Below are 16,858 nucleotides of genomic sequence, written 5' to 3'. Positions count from 1 at the left end.
GCCCGCGCCCATCACACCGACGTCCCGTGCGCGACGAGCCGGCCCTCGTCGCCCGCGGTGAGCACAGCGGCCGGATCCACGTCGAGCGTGCCCTCGACGCGCAGGACGGGCACGTCGCGCAGCGCCTCGTGCAGCTGCGCGAGGGACGCGAAGAAGCGGGTGTAGTCCGGCACCAGGTACGACTGCCAGGTGAAGAACGACGTGTCCGCCTGCCTCTCGATGGACCGCTGCAACGCGGCCCACCGCTCGTTCGCGTCGTCGACGGGCGTGGTCCGCAACGCCCGCCCCGGCTGGACGCGCGGCAGCAGCAGGGCACCCAGCCGGCCGGGTCGTGCGGAGAACTCCGAGCCCAGCCAGCCCTCGAAGAGGTCCGGGTCGAGCAGCAGCTTGTCCGTGGCGGGCCGGTCGTCGAGCCCGGGGTCCACCTGGCTGCGGACGAGGTCCGCCAGGCGCTCGTCGGCGAGGATCGTCCCGACGCCCACGTGCGGGTAGTCGCGCCACGGGTACACGTCCACGCCGTCGTCCGTGAGCCGGCAGAACAGCTTGTCGCCGGTGAAGTAGGACCAGCCGGGCCGGCGGAGCATCGACAGCAGGGTCGTGGTCTTGCCGGCCCCCTTCGGACCGGTCACCGCGACGACCGTCGTGCCGTCCGTCGCGCCCGAGGCGTGCAGGATCACCGTGCCGGACGACTCCTCGTTGCGGATCACGAGGTCACGCAGGAAGTCGACCACCTGGATCGTGCAGCCCTCGGCCACCCGCAGCGCGAAGCGGGGATCGGTCCGCGCGTCCCGGGGGGTGTCGAGCCAGGTGCGGCGGTTGATGTAGGTGCGGCGGCGGCCGTGGTCGACGAGGTGCGCGTCGAACGTGAACGCCGGTGCCGTGCTGCGCCGGATGTCGACGCGCTCGCCGGCCCAGACCTCGGCCGGCACGTCACGCTCCGGCACGTAGCTCGCGACGGTGACGACGAACGTCGGCTCCTGGTCGGCGTGGGGCGAGAGGGAGTGCCGGAAGAACCGGCGGACCTCGGCGAGCGCGGGGAGCGCGTCCTCGTCGACGTCGAGCCGGACGACCGTGCTCAGGAACGACAGGTACTCGATCACGGGGTGCCTTTCGTGCGTCGGGTCCAGGACAGGTGCGCTGCGGGTGTCATCGCCGACCACCCACCGGCTCCCCGAGGGCCAGGCCGGGTGCGACCGGGTCCGCGGTGAGCGCCGTGGTGACGAGGTGGGCCGGGAGCGTGTTGGGCACGGTGCCCCAGTCCGTGTCCGCCGGGATCCCGGGGCCGGCGGCCGCGAACGTCGCGTGCAGCCGGGAGTCCCCGGTGTTGACCACGTGGGAGGCGCTCTTGAGCATCGGCCGCACGGCCTGCCCCGGGTGGTGCGCGGCGCTCGGCTGGTAGTCGTCGGCAAGCACGAGGTAGGCGACGTCGCGCGTGTCCTCGACGTCGCGGGGGTCGAGCGGCTCGCCGAGCTCGCCGACGAACCCGCGCACGACAGGCTCCGGTCCGCCCGCCGGAGCACGCAGTGCGAGGAGGGCGTGCATCGCGGTACGGAGCACGTCCCCTGCCGCCGTGGCCGGGACGCGGCCGTGCAGCCGGTCGTCGGTGTTGACCACGAGGGCGCCGTTGCCGGCCGGGTGGTAGAGGACCGACGACGACGCTGCGTCGACCGTCCCGTCCACCCCGGCCGCCGCGAGGCCGCACCCGACGAGCACCGTGTTGGGGTGCACCAGCCAGGCGCTGCCGACGATCCCGTGGTCGGCGGTCAGCAGCACGGTGTCCCCGGCGTCGAGGTCGGCCGCGTCGAGGACGTCCCCGATCACCTCGTCGGCCCACGCGTAGCAGCGCCGGACGACGTCCCAGACCTGCGGGGCGACGTCCGCGCGGTACGCCGCGCTCCGGGTGTCGCACCAGCCCAGGAGCTCGTGGCCGACATCGTCCGTGAGCGGCAGGTACACCACGACGAGGTCCGGCAGGGGGGCGGCGAGGACGGCGCGCACCGCGGACCTGAACGACGCCGCGACGCAGGACAGGGAGCCGAGGAACGTGCCCTCGGCCTCGCCGTCGCCCCCGTCCACGAGCCGCGGCCCGAAGGCGCCCGCCCGGTACAGGGAGCCGACACCCTCGCCGGCGAACACCTCGGCGTCCTCGAGGAGCGCGACCGCCGCCCGGTCCGACCCGGCCGCCCGCGGCCGCCAGCTCCCCGTGCGCACGAGAGCCTCGCCGCCGTCGGCCGTGCGGACACGCGACACCCAGAAGCCGGTCCGCTCCGGGAGGCGGATGGGCGTCCACGACCGGTCGGCGGCGAGCACGTGCTCGTCGCAGCCGGTGGTGATCACGACGTCGTCCCCGCGGCGCCCGACCTCGACCGTGTGCTCGCGGACCGGCCACGACCACGCTTCGCCGTCCGTCAGCGCGAGCAGCGCGCACCGAACCACCCGGTCGCTGTACGCCTCGACCGCCGCGTGGACGTAGTCCGGCACGGCACCTTCCTCGTCCACGACCCACGGCACGTGCACGAAGCTCGCCGAGACGCCGCGCTCACCGAGCGTGCGCCAGACGGGCGGCCGGGCGAGCAGCCCCGGCTGGAAGCCGGAGCTGCGGTCGTCGACGGCGGCGGGGCGCGGGGACGGCACGGTGAACCCGCTGATGCCGTGCTCGTCGGTCCAGGTGCCCGTGAACAGCGTGGCCAGCGAGGGCGCGGTCTGGCAGTTCGGCTGCGGGGGTCGGGCCGCCGCGCGGACCCCACGGGCGCGCAGCCCGCTCACGGCTGGGAGCGCTCCCTCGTCGACCAGCCGGTCGACGACCCAGGCCGCCGCGGCGTCCCAGACGACCCACAGGACCGTCACGAGCGCCCCACGAGCAGGGCTGGCAGGTCGGCGACCGAGTCGAGCGTGACGTCCGCCTGCTCGCCCGCACCCGTGCGCGACTGGTCGGCGAACTTGCCCGTGCGGACCTGGACGGTCACGGCACCGGCCGCACGCCCGCCCGCGATGTCGGTCGTCGCGTCGTCGCCGATCACCAGGCACGCCGCGAGGTCGACCCCGGCGGACACGGCCGCCGCCTGGAAGTACTCGACCGACGGCTTGCCGACGACGCGCGCCGTCACGTCCGCGGCGTACTCCACGGCGGCGACGATCGCCCCGGTGTCGACGTGGTCGCCGTCCGGACGCTTGAAGTACTTTCCTCGCTGCAGCGCGACGAGCTCGGCACCGGACCGGACGGCACGGAAGGCCGCGTCCAGGAGGGCGTAGTCCAGGACCTCGCGGCAGTCGCCGACGACCACGTGCGTGTACGGCGGCTCGGCCACGACGGACGGCAGGTTCGCGGCGAGCGCCGGCGACATCAGCGCGAGCACCCGCGCTCCGGGCGAGCGAGCGATCACCTCCGCAGCCGCCGTCACCGGCGTCGAGAGGTGCTCGGCCTGGACCGGCAGGCCCAGGCCGACGAGCTCGAGGGCGATCTCGTGCGGCGTGCGCGAGTCGATGTTGGTGAGGAACCGGACGGCGATGCCGCTGGTGCGCAGGGCCGTGATCGCGTCGGCCGCACCCGGCAGGCTCTGCCCGGCCGCGTACAGCGTGCCCTCGAGGTCCATGAGGACGGCGCGCGTCCCGTCGAGCGCCCTCATCGCGCACCCACCTGGACCGCGAGGTGCGGCTGCGCCGCGACGCTGTCGGTCAGGAAGCTCAGCTTCGAGTAGCAGCCCTGCGTGTCGCTCACACCGTGCGCACGCAGGAAGCCCTCGAGCCACGCCGCCAGCGCGCTCATCTCGTCGAGCACCGCGTCGGCGTCCGGTTCGAGCACCGTCCGGCTGCGCAGGTACTCGAGCTCGCACTGCTGCATGCGCACCTCCGGGTCAGCCACGAGGGTGACCGTGTCGAAGAAGATCCCGTACACGTGGCCGGTGCGCAGGCTCTCGAAGTTCACGTCGTACCGCGCCCGCCGGAACGACGGGAGCCGGGTGGCCGTCACGCCGAGGTGGCCGGCGACGTAGTCGTCGAAGCCGGCGTCGGTCAGCTCCACGCCGTACGTGTGCTCCTCGCGGCGCGAGAACGCGTCGGCGGCGAACCACTTGCGCTTGACGAGGTTCTTGCCGTCCGTGGTGGGGATGAACGAGACGTAGCCGCGGTCGTCCTCCGGCGCCTCGACCCGGTACAGGTGGTTGAGGTAGTCCCACGCCTGGAACTCGTCGTGGTACTCCAGGACGTGGCCGGGGAGGTCACCGTCGCGCACCGCGTCGAGGAGGTCGCAGGTCAGCGTCCAGATGTCGGCGGTCGGCGGGTCGAGCGTGTACTTGTGCTCGAGCTCCATGCCGTGGAAGCACCGCCGGTAGGAGCGCTGGTGGTTGTTGAGGAAGAGCGCGTCACGCGCGTGCAGCCGCACGGCCTCGGGGAGCCACGCGAGCTCCTGCGGGTCCCCGACGACCAGCGGCTCGGACGTCGTCCGGATGAAGCACGCGTCCTCGGCGAGGAACCGGATCTGCGAGTACACGTGCACCCGCGTCGCGTCGGCGTCCGTGACCGCGTGCACCAGGAACAGAGGCACGAGGGCGCCTGCGGCGGTGCCGCCCAGGGCGCGCAGCTCGGCGCCGGGACGCATCCGGTCGAACAGGGTGCTGCCGGTCGCCCGGAGCCGTGACGCCGGCGCGTCCCCGGCCGGGCGAGCGGTGAGCTCGACCGTCCCGAGGGTGTCCCAGCGGAGCACGACCGTGTTGTCACCCCAGGTGGGAGTGGCTCCGGACTCGATCCGGACGGTGACGACCGGCTCGTCCGGCCGGAGGGGGGCGGTCCCGTTGAGGAGGTGGATGCCCCCCACGACCAGCCACGTCGCGGTGCTCATGCGCGTGCTCCCGCCGCGACGAGAGTCGTCAGGGTGCCGTCGCTGACGACCACCTCGGTGCCGTCCGCCAGGTCCAGGTCCGCGACCGCCACGGCGGGCACGCCCGCCTCGCGCAGCAGGATCGGCAGGTGCCCCAGCGTCGAGCCCTGGTCGAACACGAAGCCCGCGACGTGGCCGATGAGGACGGACAGGACCGCGTACGGCCGGCTGGCGTGGACGATCGGCGCGTCGGGCAGCGCCGCGACGCGGGCGATGATCGCGCGCAGCCCGTCGTGCTCGACCACCGCGGTCGCCTTGTCGATGCTCACCGCCGGGCCCACCGACAGACGGGCGAGCAGGGCGTCGTCCCGCAGGCGCAGCAGCGGACCCCGTGCGGTCCCGGGCGAGATCTGCACGATGCCCGACGCATCCATGGTCACGACGTCCTGACCGAGCGCCGAGTAGTCGACGAAGTGGGGCCGTCCGCCCACGAGGACCCACTCGAGGGTCACCTCGCCGTGGACGTCCCGCATGGCCTCGGTGAGGCGGACGATCTCGTCGAGGTGGGGGACGAGCGCCTCGCCGCCCTCGTCGACGGACATCACGGGGCCGGCCGCAAGGTCGGCCCGGTTCGGCACGGTGAGGGCCCGCGCACCCGCCGTCCCCCGGTTCAGCGCCATCAGACCGTCTGCGGTGAACTCCACGACGATGCCGTCGCCGGCGAGCCGGCTGATCATCCCCAGCTCACCGCGCAGGAAGTCGCGCATCACGAACGAGCGCAGCGCGGTGCCCGACGGGCCGCCGACGAACTCGGTGAGGTGCTCGACCAGCCGCTCCTTCGGCACGACGATCTGCCGGACGTGTTCGCCGAGGTCCAGCACGCACTCGTCCGCCGGACCGCCGTCGACCAGCGAGCGCAGCCGGGCGACGGTGTCGTCGTCGGCGAGGGCCTTGCCGTTCAGCCGGCACACCCAACCGCGGCCCACCGCGACGCCGGTCGCCACGGCCAACCGGTAGGCCGGCGCGCGCTTGCCGACATAGCTGCCGTAGACGCCCGCGACCTCGCCGAGGGTGAACCCCGGGGAGAGGTCCTCGGTGTAGAGATCGTGCGCCTCGAACCACGGCGTCGCGCTGTCCGTCACGGTCGCGGTCGACGTCTGGGGGCGGACCTGGACGAGGTGGACGCCGTCGGCGTCGGCGGCCCACTCGACGTCGACTGGACGGCCGTGCCGCTCGTGCAGGTCCCGGGCGAGCGCCACGACGTCGGTGAGGGTGCCACGGTGCTGGACCTGGTCGCCCTCCTGGTCCGCGGCGAGCTGGACGGAGGTGACCATGACGGGCACCGTCACCCCCGAGACGAGGACGTCCGCGAGTCCTTCGACGTACTCGACGACGACCTCGACGCCGTCCTGCCCGGTGAAGGCGACACCGGCGACGACCGGTTCCACCTGCCGCTGGACGAACACGGCGAGGCGTGGCGTCCAGTCCAGGTCACCGGCTCGCAGCCGCGCCGCGATGGCGCTGGGTGCGTACACCGAGCGCCAGCACCGCTCGACCGCGGCGACCACGTCGTCCTGCGTGACGCCGAGCACCGAGTCGTGCACCCCCGCGAGGCTCGACCCGGCGGTGTCCTCGGCGATGCCCGAGCTGCGGACGGCGAGCCGTAGGCCGGGCCTGCCGGCGACGAGCTCGCGCACCCGCCAGCGCACGAGCCGCGCGAGCTCGTCGCTCATCACGACCTGCTCGGCGATCTGCTCGATGCGTGCCGTGCTCTCGCCGAAGAACGCCCCGACGGTCGCCTGGAGGTCGTCGAACGCCTCCGCGAGCGCCGCACGAGTCGACGGGTCGAGCGACTGCTCGAGCTCGCCGGCCGGGATGCAGAACGCCTCCGGGACGCTCGCGGTGCACGCCGCGGCGGACAACGCCGCGAACTTCGGGCCGACCTCCTGGACGTCGACGCTCGCACGCAGGTGGGGCAGGCGCTGGCGGGCGATCTGCTTCTCGAAGTCGACGTGCAGGTCGCTCGAGCGCGGGCCGGTCGAGCCCTGGTACTTGCCGGCGTACAGCGCGACGTCGCCCTGCGGGCGCCACCACATCATCTGGCCGATGTTCAGGCCGGGGTACACCCGCACCCGGTTCAGCGAGTACAGCTGCAGCGTCCACTGGCCGCAGTAGCCGATGTCACCGAGGCTCGCGGAGAGGTTGATGAAGACGCCCAGCCGCGCGACGGACGAGCGCGCCGCGAACGTCGGTGCGTAGTGCTCGCTGCCGAGCACCTCGACCGTGTGCGCGAGGTACAGGTGGCCCGGTTCGAGCACGTAGCCGTCGTCCGGGATCTCGATCTCGTCGTACCGGTTCTCGGCCCGCGCGTCCAGCACGCCGTCGCGGTACACCCGCAGCGTCCGGCCGAGCCGGAAGTTGTAGCTGTTGGGGTTCACCTGCTCGGGGGTGAACGGCTCGATCGTGATCCGCCCGTCGGCGCGCTCGCGCTCGATCTCGGGTCCGGTCAGGATCATCGGTGGCCACCCCCTGAGGCGCGGCGCCGGGGCGCCCGCGTCGTCGCGGTCGGACGTCTGCACGTGGTCGCGCCGACGATGTCGCTCCCAGTCACAGCGGTCGTCACAGTGGTGACCGACCTGTTGTCCCTGCGGAGCGTCGGAACAGTAGCGGCTCGCCGTGACGCGGCGCAAAACCGACCATGCGGACGGACCGGACAGGTCCGACGGGCCTCCACACCGGTGTGCCGAAAGGCCGTTCGCCGAGGTCGACAGGCCTGTAGGCTCCGCGATCGATTGTCGGAACCGACGCTCGGCGAGCCCACGGAGACGAGAGATGAGCACTGCGCAGACGACGGTCGGAGCGGCCGAGACGCCGCTCCCGACGTACGACGACGTCGAGTCCCTCTATGACAAGTACTCCGAGTTCTACGACGTGTGCGCGGCCACCGGACGCGCGGACCTGCCCCTCTACCTGGAGCTGTCGGACGGCGCGGGCGTGACGCTCGACCTGGGCTGCGGGACGGGCCGGGTCGCGCTCCCGCTCCTCGACGCGGGGCGTACGGTCATCGGCGTCGACATCAGCCCGAAGATGCTGCAGGTGTTCGAGAGCAAGATCCCCTCGTCGGCGCGGGACCGCGTCAGCCTGGTCCAGCACGACTTCTGCAGGGCGCCCTTCACGTCGACCTTCGACCTGTGCATCCTCTCCTGGTTCACGTTCAACTACGTCCTGAGCGAGAGCGACCAGGTCGCGATGCTCCGGAACGTCCGGCGCGCGACGACCCCCGGCGGTGTCGTCGTGCTCGACCTGTTCTGGCCGAAGACGCTGGCGGTGGGCGTCGACGTGTGGGAGCAGCGGGACGTGGTCGTGCAGGAGGAGCCTCTCCTCACGAGGCACGACCGGCGCAGGATGTCCGGGCTCGTCGAGGAGCGGACGCAGACGTACGAGCACGACGGCGAGAGGTTCACCTTCGAGTCGTCCCGCCGCTTCGTGTCCCCGGCAGAGATCGCGGCCCTGCTGCGGACGTGCGGGTTCGAGGTCGAGTGGTTCTCGACGGATCACGGACGCACGCGGACGACGGCCCTGGCCGAGGGCAGCGCGGCCTCTTACGTCGTCGTGGGCAGAGCCGTCTGACCGGGCCGGACCGCCGTCACTCTCGGGTCTCCCCGCCGGGGGCCGGGAGACCGGCCACGGCCAGCGACCGGTTCCCGTACCGCGGGTCGTCCGTGACGTCGTGAGCCATCCACGCCGGCGGCACGAAGGCGCGGGCGTCCTGCTCCGTCCGGAACTCGACCTCCGCCAGGACCAGCCCGGCGAGGTCGCCGTGGAACACGTCGACGACCGCGATGGCATCGTCGACCGCCAGGTGACCGCGGCTCTTCTCGACGCGCGCCGTCGTCGTCGCAGGCCACAGCGTCTCCCACTGGTCGGCCGTGAGCTCCACCTCCCACTCGTCCCGGACCATCCCGACGCCGCGCTTGCAGGTCAGCCAGCAGCGGTCGCCGTGCTGGCGGACCCGGACCGCGGCATCGGTGCCGACGGCCAGGTAGCCCTGCCGGATCGGCACCCACTCGCGCACCCCGGCCGGAACCGACGCGAGCAGGAACTTCCGCTCGATCTCCTGCACTGGACCCTCCTCGTGTCGGTCGGTGCGCACCGTGGCGCGGAGCCCCTAGGAACCGATCGTGCTCGCGTGGACCGGCAACGAGATGGTGTGGCCGAAGTCCTGCGCCTTGCTGAGGAGGTACCCCCGCCACTGCGGGTTGTGCGAGCCGATGACGTCGTCGACCTCGACGACCTCGATGCCGGCGTCGTGCAGCGCGTTCGCCTTCTCGGGATTGTTGCTGATGAGCCTGACCCGACGGATGCCGAGCTCGAGCAGGATGCTCGCCGCCGGACCGTACGTCCGCGCGTCGGTGGGCTCGCCCAGCGCGGCGAACGCCTCGTTGGTCGTGAGACCTTCGCTCATCAGCTGGTAGGACTGGATCTTGCGGAACAGGCCGATCCCTCGGCCCTCCTGGTTCGGGTGGTAGAGGATCACGCCCGAACCGGCGTCGACGATCCGGCGCAGCGTCTCCTCCAGCTGCCACGCGCAGTCGCACCGGTCGTCGCCGAACACCTCGCTGGTCAGGCAGGCGGAGTTGATCCGCACGGGGACAGTGTCGCCGAGCTGCCCGTACGTCAGCGTGAGGTGCGTGTCGATCGCGCGGCCCTCGGCGACGATGAACGCTTCGAGCGTGAACTCGCCGATCTCGTTGCGCAGACGGATCGGGCCCGTCCGCTCGAGGATCCGGACGCTCATCGCCGCACCAGCCCACCGTCGATGTCGATGACCGCACCCAGGACGGCCTCAGGCGCCTGCGTGAGCAGCCAGACGACGACCTGCGCCACCTCCGCCGCGCGGTTGAAGCGCCCCAAGGGGATCGTCTTCTCGTAGTGCGCGCGCCGGTCGCCCATCACCGCCGCCATCGGCGTGTCCGTGGGACCCGGGCTGACGCAGTTCGCGATCAGTCGCAGCGACGAGTACTCCCGGGCGAGCGACTTCATCGCCGCGGTCAGCCCGGCCTTCGACGCCGCGTACACCGCGTCCGTGCCCCCCGTCGCGGCGGCCTGGCTCCCCACCACGACCAACCGACGCTGCCGCTGGTCGCGACGTTGCGCGCGCGTCAGTGCTCCGACGAACATCAGGAAGCCGGTGAGGTTCGAGTCGAGCACCGCCCGGAGCTCGCCGGCGCCGTACGCGTGCGGCGGGACGCGCGGGTAGACGCCCACGGACCAGACGAGGAGGTCCGGCACGGGCTCTCCTCGGTCCAGCCCGGCGAGCCACCGGGAGTAGCCGGACCCCTCCGTCGAGTCGGCGACGTCGACCCGGTGGTCGACGTCACCGGTGCGGTCCGCCGTCACCACCTGGGCGCAGCCCGCCGCCGTCAGCTGGGCGACGACCTCGCGCCCGACGCCGCCGTTCGCCCCCAGGACGAGCGCGGAGCTCATGCCGAGAGCCCGTCCAGCAGCTTCTGCACCGACTGCCAGACGATGTCCGCAGGCTCCGTGCCGTCGACGAGGTGGTAGCTGGCGTGACCGCCCCACGGCTGGTCCCGGAACGCGGCCCGGACGGCGGTCATCCGCTCCAGGTCGAGCTCCTCGCGCTTTCGTGAGGAGCCGTCCCGCCGGATGATCCGCGCCGCAGCGAGCTCCGGGGGGACGTCCACGACGATCGTGAGATCGGGTCGTGGCGCGTGCCGGTTCAGGGCAGCGAGCCACTCGACGTCAGCGATCCCCCGGCTCAGGAAGTAGGCGTAGCTCGAGTAGACGTAGCGGTCCGTGACGACCCACGTCCCGGCGTCGAGTGCCGGGACGACGACCTCGCGCAGGTGCCGCAAGCGGTCGAACGCAGCGAACAGCGCCAGCTCGGGGGCGATCTCGCGGAAGTCGAGCTGCAGGTCCAGGGCTGCGCGCACGGTCGGATCCTGGCGGTACCGGTCCGTCGGCTGCCGCGTCGCCAGGACCTCGTGGTCCAGCGACCGCAGGTGGTCGACCGCACGCTCGATCTGGGTCGTCTTCCCCGACCCGTCGATGCCGCAGACCGCGACGAGCTTGCCGCGGGTCATCGGGACACCTCCTCGTCGACCGCGCCGCGCAGCGCGTCGGTGCACGCCGCCGCCATCGAGGCGACGGCCTCCGCCACCGCGTCGACCGACGGCCCGGCCGCCGCGATCGCGCGGGACGTCGTCGGCAGCACGAGGCGGCCGTTCGGGAAGCGCCGCGCGAGGTCGTCGGGCGTCGCCCCCTGGACGCCGACGCCAGGAGCCAGGACGAAGGCGTCGAGACCGTCGAGCCACTCCCGGCTGTCCTCCACGGTGGCGCCGAAGACGCACCCGAACGACCCGATCTCCTCGTCGCCGTTCTGGACGCGCAGCCACTCCAGGACGTTCTGCGCGACCGTCCGGCCGTCCTGGTCCCGGGACGACTGGAGCTGGTGCGCCTCCGGGTTCGACGTCCTGGCCAGCACGAACAGCCCGGCGCCTTCCTCGCGCGCGACGTGGACGAACGGGTCGAGCGACCCGACGCCCGCGATCGGCGACACCGTGATCGCGTCCACCGCCAGCGGCGCCCCGACCCGCAGGTACGCCTCCGCGTACGCCGCGTTCGTGGAGCCGATGTCGCCGCGCTTGGCATCCAGCAGGACCAGGAGACCGGCCTCGTGCGCGAGTCCGATCGTCTGCGCGAGCGCGTCGATTCCGCCCGGGCCGAACCGCTCGAAGTACGCCGACTGCGGCTTGACGATCGGCACCCGGCCGGCCGACGCCTCCACGATCGTGGCCGCGAGACGTGCGGCACCCCGCGCGTCGTCGGGCAGCCCCCACGCGGCGAGGTCCTTCGACGTGGGGTCGATGCCGACGCAGAGCCGCCCCGTCCGCTCGATCGCGTCGTGCAGCCGCCGGCCGAAGGGGACCACGGTGCTCATGAGACCCTCCCGTCGAGCCTCGCTGCGAGGGCGCGTACCTGCGTGGTCGCGCTCCCATCGTCGACGACCGCGGGCGCGGGGAGGACCTCGGTCACGTCCCGAGCACCGTACGAGTGCGAGTACTCACGCCGTGCCGGACCGGACAGCATCAGCGTGACCGCGTCCGTCGAGGTGGTGTTCCAGACGACGTGCGGGTCCCGGTAGTCGAGCACGTGGAACGCGCCCGCGGCGATCCGGTAGGCGCTCGTGGGGCGCAGGACCGCGTCCTCGACACGCTCGAGCCGCTTCTCGCCGGCGCCCGTGGCGTCGTAGAGGCGATACGTGTGCCGGCCCTCGCCCGTGGCGTCGTGGTCGGGCGTGTAGTTCATGACGTCGAGCGCCCCGTCGACCGCGATCGACGCGAAGGACCACCGGTGGTCGTGGATCCGCGCATCGCCGCGCCCCGCGGGCCAGACGTGCAGCCGGAGGTTCCACGCGCCGAACCGGGCGAGCGAGATCTTCGAGAACCCGTTGTTGTGCATCTGGGACCGGCCGCGGTCGAGCTCGACACCGGCGTCTATCGCGTCGGCCCAGGAGCCGAGGATCGCGGCACCGTTGCGCGGGTCCGCGAACGCGTCGGCCAGCAGGCGTCCGGTCTGCGCAAGGGAGTCGCCGTCGCCGGACGTCGCCGTCGCCACCGCGAGCTGCGCCCGCAGGTCGTCGAACGCGGACTGTGCGGTGCCGAGACCGGCCCTGGTGCGAAGTTCCGTCGGCACGCGGTGCCCCTTCGGTCGTGGAGGATTCACAGCTCTCGCGGTGCCGGGAGTCGGCATCGGCTCGGGCGGGCTTCATCGCCGCCGCGAGAACTTACCGGTGGCGGACCGACCAGGGAAGCGCGACCGTGCAGGTCACGCGCTCGTGCAGCGTGGGGGCGGCAGCTGCCGGCTCTGTCAGGGCAGCGCGAGCGCGCTTCGGGACCGCGCCCGATACGTCCGGATCTCGACGTTCGCGCGGATGTCGGTCGTGCTCGGCGCCCCGGCGCGGGCGCTCCGTCGCGCACCCTCGACCGCCGGAGATCCGCATCCGTATCGTGAGACGGACACCGTCACCCGCGGGCCGCGGAGGACTCCGGAAAAGCAGACACCCCCGACCCGTGGGGTCGAGGGTGAGTGCTGCGTGGAGCCAAGGGGACTCGAACCCCTAACCCCCTGCTTGCAAAGCAGGTGCGCTACCAATTGCGCCATGGCCCCGTGCCTGACAAAGCGCCGAGGACCCGACCGTCATTCGAACGTGTCGGTGACCTCTGCCCACAGGTCTCGCTCGTCACGATCCTGTGCGTACTTCTGCCACACGACGAATCCGATGGCGGCAACGGCCGCCAGGAGCAGGAGCTTCTTCATCGGTTCCCCCACGGGTCGGGAGTGGGCCTAACAGGACTTGAACCTGTGACCTCTTCCTTATCAGGGAAGCGCTCTAACCGTCTGAGCTATAGGCCCGTGCACTACGCGCGCCGCAGTGGCGCCGGATGAGACTACCCCAGGTCAGGGGCACCGCCCAAACCGGTGATCACTCGTCCGTCATGGTCACGTGCACGCCGCCGACGAGCGCCGCCACGATGTTGTAGAGGAACGCGCCGATGGTCGCGAGGGCCGTGAGCAGGAAGACGTCGATGACCGCGATGAGCGTCGCGCCGGAGATGATCCGCTGGAACTCGACGTACTGCAGGATGTCGATCCCGCTCTCCGTCCCGGTGATCTGCGTGACCAGGTCGTCGGCCTTGGTGAAGACCTGCAACCCGTTGAGCGTGAACCAGATGACGGCTGCGGCGACGACGATCATCACGCCGACGGCCACCGACAGCAGGAACGACAGCTTCATCACGGACCACGGGTCGACCCGGGAGATGGCGAGGCGGACCCGACGCGGTGCGCCGTGCGATCCGACCGTCGGGATGCGCCCCGTGCTCGGTCGCGCTCCCGTGAGGTTGTCGGTCGACGTCGCCGTCCGGGGGGCCGCCGGAGTGGTGGTCATGGACGGCTCCTTGGGAGGACGGGGTCGGGTGGCCGCAGTGAACGCGGCGGACGTGGCGACGCCGGCCTTCTTGAGCCAGACGGTGGCGGTGTCCACCGCCACCATCATCGGTGACGGAGGCTCGGGCTCAGCGCCGGTTCCGGGGACGGAACCGTCACGATCCTGTGGAGATGTCGCGGTGGCCGTCAGGGTGTCGGTACTTTCCGGACGGATCGGCGTCGCCGTCCGGGCCGCCGACGTGGACGTCCGCGTCGGGGTCACCGTCGGGGGCATGACGCTCGCGGGCACCGTGAACGCGGTCGACCCGTTCGAACCGTTGAGGTTCGGGACGTGCGTCGCCGCGTCCTCGCCGTCGCTCCACGTCGGTCCGGATCCCGTGCGCGGCGCAGACGTCGTCTGACGGCCGGCGGTCGTCGGAGTCGTCGGGCGCTTGCGTGGCGGGATCGAGGGGGGCGTGGAATCGGTCATGCGTCCTCCGCTGACGGGTCGGTCACGGTCTCGGCGGCCGGCACCTCTGCATCGTCAGGGGAGTCCGGGACGTCCGATACCTGGCCATTCTCAGCGCCCACGGTACCTGCCTCGTCGGCCAGGTGTCGCTCAGTGTTGCGGGCGACGGCGATGATCCTGTCGCCGTTGTCGGGCTTGGCGAAGATGACACCCTGCGTCGTCCGACCCGTGGCGTTGACCTCCGCGGTGGCCGATCGCACGATCTTGCCGCGCTCCATGATGACGAGAACCTCGTCCTCGGGGTCCACCACGAGGGCACCGACCAGGTCACCGTTCGCCTCGGGCAGGTTCGCGACCTTGATGCCCAGACCGCCACGGCCCTGCTGACGGTAGTTCTCCACGGTGAGCGCGGTGCGCTTGGCGATGCCACCCTGCGTCACGGTGAACAGGTAGGCGTCCTCCCGCACGACATCCATCGCCAGGAGCTCGTCGTCGGCCCGGAACTTCATGCCCGTGACGCCCGACGTGGCCCGGCCCATGGGCCGCAGCGACTCGTCGGAGGCGGTGAACCGCACCGACTGGCCCTTGCGGGACACCAGGATCAGGTCCTGGTCCGAGTCGACCAGGCGTGCCGAGACCAGCTCGTCCGGCAGGCCGTCCTCGTCCTCGCGCAGGTTGATCGCGATGACGCCGCCGGACCGGTTCGAGTCGTAGTCGGACAGGCGCGTCTTCTTCACCAGGCCACGCTGCGTGGCGAGCACCAGGTACTCGGCCTTGGTGTAGTCGCGGATGTCGAGCACCTGGGCGATCTTCTCGCCCGGCTGGAACGCGAGCAGGTTGGCGACGTGCTGGCCCTTCGCGTCGCGACCGCCCTCGGGCAGCTCGTACGCCTTGGCGCGGTACACGCGGCCGAGGTTGGTGAAGAAGAGCAGCCAGTGGTGGGTCGTCGTGACGAAGAAGTGGTCGACCAGGTCGTCCTCGCGCAGCTGTGCACCGCGCACGCCCTTGCCGCCGCGCCGCTGCGCCCGGTAGTTGTCCGACCGGGTCCGCTTGGCGTAGCCGCCGCGGGTGATCGTGACGACCATCTCCTCCTCGGCGATGAGGTCCTCGACGTTGACCTCGCCGTCGAACGGCAGGATCGTGGTGCGCCGCTCGTCGCCGTACTTCGCGACGATCTCGGCCAGCTCCTCGGAGACGATGTCGCGCTGGCGCTCCTCCGACTCCAGGATCGCCCGGTACTCCGTGATCTCCGCCTCGAGCTTGGCGTACCGCTCGAGGATCTCCTGGCGCTGCAGCGCGGCGAGCCGACGCAGCTGGAGGTTGAGGATCGCGTTGGCCTGCAGCTCGTCGATGTCGAGCATGTCCATCAGGCCTGCGCGGGCCTCGTCCGCGTCAGGGGAGCGGCGGATGAGGGCGATGACCTCGTCGAGCGCGTCGAGCGCCTTGAGGTAACCGCGGTAGATGTGGATGTCCGCCTCCGCCTCGCGCAGCTTGTACGCGGTGCGGCGGACGATGACCTCGAGCTGGTGGGTGACCCAGTGGCGCACGAACGCGTCGATGCTCAGCGTGCGCGGGACCGCGTCGACCAGCGCCAGCATGTTGGCGCCGAACGTCTCCTGCAGCTGCGTGTGCTTGTAGAGGTTGTTCAGCACGACCTTCGCGACGGCGTCGCGCTTGAGCACGATCACCAGGCGCTGGCCGGCGCGGCCCGACGTCTCGTCGCGCATGTCCGCGATGCCCGTCACCTTGTTGTCGCGGACGAGGTCCGCGATCTTCTTCGCCAGCGTGTCCGGGTTCACCTGGTACGGCAGCTCGGTGACGACGAGGCAGATCCGGCCCTGGATCTCCTCGACCTGGACCACCGCGCGCATCGTGATGGAGCCGCGACCTGTGCGGTACGCCTCCTCGATGCCCTTGTGCCCGAGGATTGTCGCGCCGGTGGGGAAGTCCGGGCCCTTGACGCGCTGCAGGAGCGCCGCCAGAAGCTCCTCGCGGGATGCCTCCGGGTGGTCCAGGTGCCACTGCACACCCTCGGCGACCTCACGGAGGTTGTGCGGCGGGATGTTCGTGGCCATGCCGACCGCGATGCCGGCCGAGCCGTTGACCAGCAGGTTCGGGAATCGTGACGGCAGGACCGTCGGCTCCTGCGTGCGGCCGTCGTAGTTGTCCTGGAAGTCGACGGTGTCCTTGTCGATGTCCCGGACCATCTCCATGGACATCGGAGCCATCTTGCACTCGGTGTACCGCGGGGCGGCGGCCGGGTCGTCGCCCGGGGAGCCGAAGTTCCCCTGGCCGGACACCAGCGGGTACCGCAGCGACCAGTCCTGGACCAGCCGCACGAGGGCGTCGTAGATCGACGTGTCACCGTGCGGGTGGTACTTGCCCATGACGTCGCCGACCACGCGCGAGCACTTGGAGAACTGGCGGTCCGGACGGTAGCCGCCGTCGTACATGGCATAGAGCACGCGGCGGTGCACCGGCTTCAGCCCGTCGCGGACGTCCGGCAGTGCACGGCCGACGATGACGGACATGGCGTAGTCGAGGTACGACCGCTGCATCTCCAGCTGCAGGTCGATCTGCTCGATGTTGCCGTGCTCGATCTCGTTGCCGGTGGTCTCGCTCAA

16 protein-coding genes and 2 tRNA genes are annotated in these 16,858 nt (G+C 71.7%); 2 read left to right on the top strand and 16 right to left on the bottom strand.

All coding sequences use genetic code 11. The features are described from left to right. Positions 1–11: 11 nt before the first annotated feature. The 5 genes from ASD16_RS09120 to ASD16_RS09100 are packed head-to-tail and all read right to left on the bottom strand — an operon-like array spanning position 12 to position 7,332. Positions 12–1,160, bottom strand: a complete 1,149-nt coding sequence (locus tag ASD16_RS09120) for a hypothetical protein (protein WP_200942917.1) — start codon at positions 1,158–1,160, stop codon at positions 12–14. Then, a complete protein-coding gene (locus ASD16_RS09115) occupies positions 1,147–2,847 on the bottom strand; it encodes an alkaline phosphatase family protein (protein WP_055916067.1) in 1,701 nt (566 codons plus the stop codon). The genes ASD16_RS09120 and ASD16_RS09115 overlap by 14 nt, the downstream gene beginning before the upstream one ends. Further along, positions 2,844–3,626 carry an HAD hydrolase-like protein gene (locus ASD16_RS09110; protein WP_055916064.1) on the bottom strand — a complete coding sequence of 261 codons (783 nt, stop codon included), beginning with the start codon at positions 3,624–3,626 and terminating at the stop codon, positions 2,844–2,846. The genes ASD16_RS09115 and ASD16_RS09110 overlap by 4 nt, the downstream gene beginning before the upstream one ends. After that, positions 3,623–4,837, bottom strand: coding sequence for a hypothetical protein (locus tag ASD16_RS09105; RefSeq protein WP_055916062.1), 1,215 nt, complete (start codon positions 4,835–4,837; stop codon positions 3,623–3,625). The genes ASD16_RS09110 and ASD16_RS09105 overlap by 4 nt, the downstream gene beginning before the upstream one ends. Further along, the gene (locus ASD16_RS09100; protein ID WP_055918177.1) at positions 4,834–7,332 is read right to left on the bottom strand and encodes a PEP/pyruvate-binding domain-containing protein; all 2,499 of its coding nucleotides are present in this window, start codon (positions 7,330–7,332) and stop codon (positions 4,834–4,836) included. Before ASD16_RS09100 ends, ASD16_RS09105 begins: the two co-directional genes overlap by 4 nt. Positions 7,333–7,648: 316 nt before the next feature. Between ASD16_RS09100 and ASD16_RS09095 the strand changes: the two genes are divergently transcribed. Further along, positions 7,649–8,446: a class I SAM-dependent methyltransferase gene (locus ASD16_RS09095; protein ID WP_055916060.1), complete on the top strand. Its 798-nt coding sequence runs from the start codon at positions 7,649–7,651 to the stop codon at positions 8,444–8,446. A gap of 16 nt (positions 8,447–8,462) precedes the next feature. On the opposite strand, the gene ASD16_RS09090 is transcribed toward ASD16_RS09095, so the two are convergent. From ASD16_RS09090 to ASD16_RS22200, 10 genes are all read right to left on the bottom strand, one after another. Then, positions 8,463–8,939: a CYTH domain-containing protein gene (locus ASD16_RS09090; RefSeq protein ID WP_055916057.1), complete on the bottom strand. Its 477-nt coding sequence runs from the start codon at positions 8,937–8,939 to the stop codon at positions 8,463–8,465. A 45-nt stretch (positions 8,940–8,984) separates the two neighbouring features. Continuing rightward, positions 8,985–9,614, bottom strand: a complete 630-nt coding sequence (ribA, locus tag ASD16_RS09085) for a GTP cyclohydrolase II (protein ID WP_055916055.1) — start codon at positions 9,612–9,614, stop codon at positions 8,985–8,987. Further along, complete coding sequence (locus ASD16_RS09080) at positions 9,611–10,303, bottom strand: SDR family NAD(P)-dependent oxidoreductase (RefSeq protein WP_055916053.1); 693 nt, start codon at positions 10,301–10,303, stop codon at positions 9,611–9,613. Before ASD16_RS09080 ends, ribA begins: the two co-directional genes overlap by 4 nt. Continuing rightward, a complete protein-coding gene (gene tmk, locus ASD16_RS09075) occupies positions 10,300–10,920 on the bottom strand; it encodes a dTMP kinase (RefSeq protein WP_055916051.1) in 621 nt (206 codons plus the stop codon). The genes ASD16_RS09080 and tmk overlap by 4 nt, the downstream gene beginning before the upstream one ends. Next, on the bottom strand, positions 10,917–11,777 hold the full coding sequence (gene pyrF / locus ASD16_RS09070) for an orotidine-5'-phosphate decarboxylase (protein ID WP_055916048.1): 861 nt from the start codon (positions 11,775–11,777) through the stop codon (positions 10,917–10,919). The genes tmk and pyrF overlap by 4 nt, the downstream gene beginning before the upstream one ends. Next, entirely contained in the window at positions 11,774–12,532 is a 759-nt protein-coding gene (locus tag ASD16_RS09065; RefSeq protein WP_055916046.1) for a hypothetical protein, read from the bottom strand. The genes pyrF and ASD16_RS09065 overlap by 4 nt, the downstream gene beginning before the upstream one ends. A gap of 401 nt (positions 12,533–12,933) precedes the next feature. After that, positions 12,934–13,006: transfer RNA gene (locus ASD16_RS09060), tRNA-Ala, on the bottom strand. Positions 13,007–13,036: 30 nt separating this feature from the next. Further along, complete coding sequence (locus tag ASD16_RS22205) at positions 13,037–13,156, bottom strand: DLW-39 family protein (protein WP_222595508.1); 120 nt, start codon at positions 13,154–13,156, stop codon at positions 13,037–13,039. A gap of 22 nt (positions 13,157–13,178) precedes the next feature. Beyond that, positions 13,179–13,252: transfer RNA gene (locus ASD16_RS09055), tRNA-Ile, on the bottom strand. 70 nt (positions 13,253–13,322) lie between these two features. Next, a complete protein-coding gene (locus tag ASD16_RS22200) occupies positions 13,323–13,883 on the bottom strand; it encodes a DUF3566 domain-containing protein (RefSeq protein WP_235523224.1) in 561 nt (186 codons plus the stop codon). Between the two features lie 82 nt (positions 13,884–13,965). Between ASD16_RS22200 and ASD16_RS22195 the strand changes: the two genes are divergently transcribed. Beyond that, positions 13,966–14,187, top strand: coding sequence for a hypothetical protein (locus ASD16_RS22195; protein ID WP_235523223.1), 222 nt, complete (start codon positions 13,966–13,968; stop codon positions 14,185–14,187). A gap of 64 nt (positions 14,188–14,251) precedes the next feature. On the opposite strand, the gene gyrA is transcribed toward ASD16_RS22195, so the two are convergent. Then, positions 14,252–16,858 carry a DNA gyrase subunit A gene (gene gyrA / locus ASD16_RS09045; RefSeq protein WP_055916042.1) on the bottom strand — a complete coding sequence of 869 codons (2,607 nt, stop codon included), beginning with the start codon at positions 16,856–16,858 and terminating at the stop codon, positions 14,252–14,254.

It is taken from the genome of Cellulomonas sp. Root485, from assembly GCF_001426705.1.
GTDB lineage: Bacteria > Actinomycetota > Actinomycetes > Actinomycetales > Cellulomonadaceae > Cellulomonas.
The sequence above is the reverse complement of the archived record's forward strand: the minus strand, read 5'-3'. Positions and strand labels throughout refer to the sequence as shown.